This window comes from Priestia sp. FW507-14D1A, from assembly GCF_058781295.1.
This window is the reverse complement of the sequence record NZ_JBYSWQ010000009.1, coordinates 71,912-76,370: the sequence shown is the minus strand read 5'-3', so window position 1 is coordinate 76,370 and position 4,459 is coordinate 71,912. Positions and strand designations below refer to the sequence as shown.

Genomic DNA, 4,459 nt, shown 5'->3' with positions numbered 1-4,459 from the left:
CGCGGGGTGGAGCAGTTCGGTAGCTCGTCGGGCTCATAACCCGAAGGTCGCAGGTTCAAATCCTGTCCCCGCAACCAAATTATCTTTTATACATACTTGAATATATCATTATTATCCTTAGGCATAGCCTAAGGATTTTTTGTTTGGCTATATTTATAAACACTTGTTTAGGTTATGATATAAGATAGTGATGCAGATTAATCAGGAGGTTTTTTCATGTTACAAAGTAATATTCAAACTTATATTGAAAAAGAAATGAACGTTCAAGGTCAATCTTTATCTCTATACCAGGAAGAAAAGGAATATGCGTTGCAAAAAGAGTTGGTACCGCAAAACCTGATGATAGAAGAAAAAGAGGCATCTTTACGTTTTAAAGATTCTTATATCGAAAGAGTAGATAAAGAAACGGACGAGCTGATCGCAGAAGAATCTCCTCTTTCGTTTTTAGATACGCCCATTTCTTACTTGAAAGAACACAGAAGTGAATTTCTATATGTAGAATCAAAATGGTTCGAATTTATTAAGCTTGATGGATGTTCTTTTGAAGTGGATGATGTGTTTGGCACATATAAAGTATTAACGGGGCTACATATGCAGAAAAAATTCGGTTCTTTACTAAAACAATTTTTTGCTAAAGAACTTAATGAAAGTCCAACAAGCGTCCAGCTTTTATTTAATGATAAAGATGGATTATGGGATGTGAATATTGAGTTAGATGCTATAAAAGAGTTTAATGAAAAAATGTCGATAGGTGAAGCTCTGGTTCTTACATATCGTTTTTTCTTTCATCTAGTAGAGTATGTAGAGAACGAAAAAGCTTAAGAGATGATGATTACTTTCACTGTAAAGCGTAGAACGTAGTTTCTATGCTTTTTTTGATGAGTAATACGTAATGAAGCAATGAATGCTAAATGAAGCTGGAAATACATTTACATCTCTATGTTTTTATGGAATGATAAAGAGTATCTTTACATATATGACTGCTATGGGTAAGGAACAACTATCAGGAATCTTTCTAGTTCTTTGAGAAAGTAGCTCACATATTAGCTGTTAATAGCACTCAGAGCAAGAAAGCTTCCGTAGAATGAAGTATAATATATACATACAGGAACTATTTTTAACTTTATAAAAATGTCTGCTGACGTATGGAATTATAAATAAAGAGGGGATGTTCATGTTATTAAGAAAAATAAAGTCTGAAGAATTGGCAGAAGTCTATCAAATGGGATATGCCGCATGGCCTAAAGGCAGGACGTACAAAGAGTATGTAAGAGATAATCAAAAGGAAGAAACATATGGAATTCGGTATGTATACGTAAATGAAGAGGATCAAATTATTGGTTCATTTATTTTGCTTCTTTTACAAACTCCTCGATTAAAGTTTGCTTTGCATGGTATTGGATCCGTTGTTGTACACCAGCTTTATCAACGAATGGGGTATGGCCGCGATATGCTTGAAGACTTTTTTAAAAAGATGAAGATAGAGAAGCGCAGCGCTATTTTTATGCTGTATAGCGATATTCTTCCTGAATATTATCATCAGTTTGGGTTTAAGGAGCTCCCTTCTCATTTACAACGTTATCCTCAATCCATTGCTATGGTAAGTTGCAGCGAGTCACAATATGAATACTTAAGTAAGCAATCCATAGAAGACATACCGGCCTATTTTTAAAGGTATGTCTTTTTTATAGTATTTATCGGCACAATCGTTTACAATTATATGTAAGCGTTTTCTTTTTTTAGGAGATGAATGATTTTATTCGTCCTCATAACCGTAGGCAAATCGTGCAGTTAATATAAATTTTATTACATAAAACCTTGCTATCATCTTACTAGTAACTCTTATTCATTTCCATACCATACCGATATGTACGTTTGCTGCTAAGTATAACCATATCAATATAAGGAGGAAGCAGGAAGATGAAACGATTATTTATAGCAGGGATGATTTTTATACTTTTTTTATCTTCAGGTGCTGTATCTTCTTCAGCCGCAGGAAGTTTTACCTCTAAAACATATAACGGAAGGACATACAAACTGTACGTACCTAGCAGTTATCAGGGAGGTGCTGCCTTACCTCTAGTAGTTATGCTGCATGGCTGTACTCAAGACCCTGATCAATTTGCAGCAGGAACACAAATGAATGAACTGGCGGAGACAGAGAAGTTTCTTGTTCTTTATCCAGAACAACCCTCTTCTGCTAATTCAAATAAGTGTTGGAACTGGTTTGATACGGCTCATCAATCAAGGGGAAGCGGTGAACCAGCGTTAATTGCTGGAATGGTCAATCAAATAAAAAGCAGTTATTCAATAGATGCCGACCAAGTCTTTGTTGGGGGGCTATCTGCTGGTGCAGCTATGAGTGTTATTATGGGAGCTACTTATCCAGACATATTTGCGGCTATCAGCGTTGGGGCTGGCTTAGAATATAAAGCAGCGACTAATGTGACAGGTGCTTATACAGCAATGAGCAGTGGAGGTCCTAATCCTATCCAACAAGGAGATTTAGCCTATTCAGCCATGGGAGATCATAAACGAGTGGTTCCAGTTATTTTGTTTCATGGGACAGCTGACTACACTGTTGCGCCTATAAATGCGCATCAAATATTATCGCAATGGGCTCAAACAAATGATAGAGCGTCTGATGGGCTGGATAATAACAATATTGATGATACGGCAGATCAAACTGCAACAGGTACAGTATCTGGTGGAAGAAGCTATACGCAATATATTTACAAAGATACAGCAGAAAAAACAGTAATGGAAAAGTACATGATAGAAGGAATGGGACATGCTTGGTCAGGGGGAAGTACATCCGGTTCTTATACAGATCCTAAAGGACCAAATGCAACTAAATTAAGCTGGAACTTTTTTAAAAGCCATCCGAAAAATGGTGATGCTCCTAATCCAGGAGATATATTCCCACCGGTTACAGCTGCTTCACCAGCGGGAGGAACGTATGGAAGTTCTGTTTCTGTTACATTATCAACCAATGAACCTGCCACCACTTACTATACATTAGATGGAAGCATACCAACTGTTAATTCTCTAAAGTACTCTGAGCCTATTACCATCAACTCTAGCAAAACAATAAAATTTTTTAGTGTAGACGCAGCGGGCAACCAAGAGGAAGTAAAGACGAAAGTTTATCAAATTTCTGGAACTTCAGAGAAATCTTCAGTATTTTCTTCACTTGCTGCTGAAGATGGATTTATCGGAAACTTATCAGCTGACGGTATGAGTAGTTCTATTCATAAAATTGGGGATAAAGGAATGTACAATACCGACACATATCGAACCATTTTATCTTTTGATACAAGTTCTTTACCTGATGATGCAATTGTTACGGATGTATCTTTAAAAATTTATCGCAAATCTTCAACTGGTAATATTTCATCTTTGAAAGGCGATATTAAAAGCGGTGTATTTGGAACTAGCAGTGCTTTAGAACAAATAGATTATCAGGCTTCACCATCTATTTCTGCGGGCTTCCAAATGTCAGTGCCTTCACTCAATAATGGATATACAACTATTCAACTTCCTTCCTCGCTTTGGGGGTATATGAATAGGACCGGCAAAACTCAGTTTCGCTTGTCAAGCTCAGGGCCAGCGGACTTTTTAAGTGACGTAGTTGAAATTTATGGGGGCGACAATCCTGCATATTCTCCAATTTTAACTGTTTCATATCAGTAAAAAAACCTTCTAAAAGCTAACTGCTTTTAGAAGGTTTTTTTGCTGATAAGTTACTTTTATCACCGAATACAACTCCAACTTTTTATAGAGTTTTCTTCAAATTTTGACATGATTTTGATGAAATTTAATCATTATTCAAAAATGAATTGTCAGAAATATTACAAGAAAATGTTTAAAATTAATTAAATCCGTAATAAAAGTAAAATATTCCTGTAATGGAAGTGAAATGAACAGGTGGTATCATTCAGTCATTGAGTAAATAAGGAGGTATTCGGAAAATGAAGAAATTTGTATTTACTCTAGGGACAACGGCAATTCTTTCAGCAGGATTTGTAGGTGCAGCATCTGCCTCTACAAGCGGAACGTATGAAGTACAAAAAGGTGACACTTTATGGAAAATCGCTCAAAATCATAATGTGAGCGTAGACGAGCTAAAAGATGCTAATAACTTAACATCAACACTAATTTATCCAAATCAGACACTAAACTTATCTAGCATAAAAGAAATCGTACATACTGTAAAACGTGGTGACACTTTGTGGTCAATCGGTCAACATTATGGCGTAACGGTAGAAGAAATTAAAGAATGGAACGGTTTAACATCAGACTTAGTTTTCCCTGGAGAACAATTTAAAATTAAAACGGCACAAGCAGCTCAATCTCAAACAGCTAGTGCGCCAGTAGCAAAGGCAGCTCCACAAGCGCAGCAGTCTCAAACGGCACAAGCTCAGCAAGAACAAGCAGCACAAGAACAAACGCAAAAAGA

At 36.5% G+C, this 4,459-nt stretch carries 4 protein-coding genes and 1 tRNA gene; all 5 read left to right on the top strand.

Annotated features, from left to right (window positions below; all coding sequences use genetic code 11):
* A tRNA-Met gene (locus tag AC3WJG_RS23675) sits at positions 1-77 on the top strand.
* A 139-nt stretch (positions 78-216) separates the two neighbouring features.
* A complete protein-coding gene (locus AC3WJG_RS23670; RefSeq protein WP_050691761.1) occupies positions 217-822 on the top strand; it encodes a hypothetical protein in 606 nt (201 codons plus the stop codon).
* Positions 823-1,174: 352 nt separating this feature from the next.
* A complete protein-coding gene (locus AC3WJG_RS23665; protein WP_098250156.1) occupies positions 1,175-1,672 on the top strand; it encodes a GNAT family N-acetyltransferase in 498 nt (165 codons plus the stop codon).
* Positions 1,673-1,920: 248 nt separating this feature from the next.
* Complete coding sequence (locus tag AC3WJG_RS23660; protein WP_337134613.1) at positions 1,921-3,693, top strand: extracellular catalytic domain type 1 short-chain-length polyhydroxyalkanoate depolymerase; 1,773 nt, start codon at positions 1,921-1,923, stop codon at positions 3,691-3,693.
* 278 nt (positions 3,694-3,971) lie between these two features.
* The coding region (locus AC3WJG_RS23655) for a LysM peptidoglycan-binding domain-containing protein (protein ID WP_492588640.1) at positions 3,972-4,459 on the top strand (488 nt) is incomplete at its 3' end.

Coding starts and splice junctions, on each gene's coding strand:
- AC3WJG_RS23660 (WP_337134613.1), top strand. CDS start 1,921: ATGAAACGATTATTTATAGCAGGGATGATTTTTATACTTTTTTTATCT.
- AC3WJG_RS23665 (WP_098250156.1), top strand. CDS start 1,175: ATGTTATTAAGAAAAATAAAGTCTGAAGAATTGGCAGAAGTCTATCAA.
- AC3WJG_RS23670 (WP_050691761.1), top strand. CDS start 217: ATGTTACAAAGTAATATTCAAACTTATATTGAAAAAGAAATGAACGTT.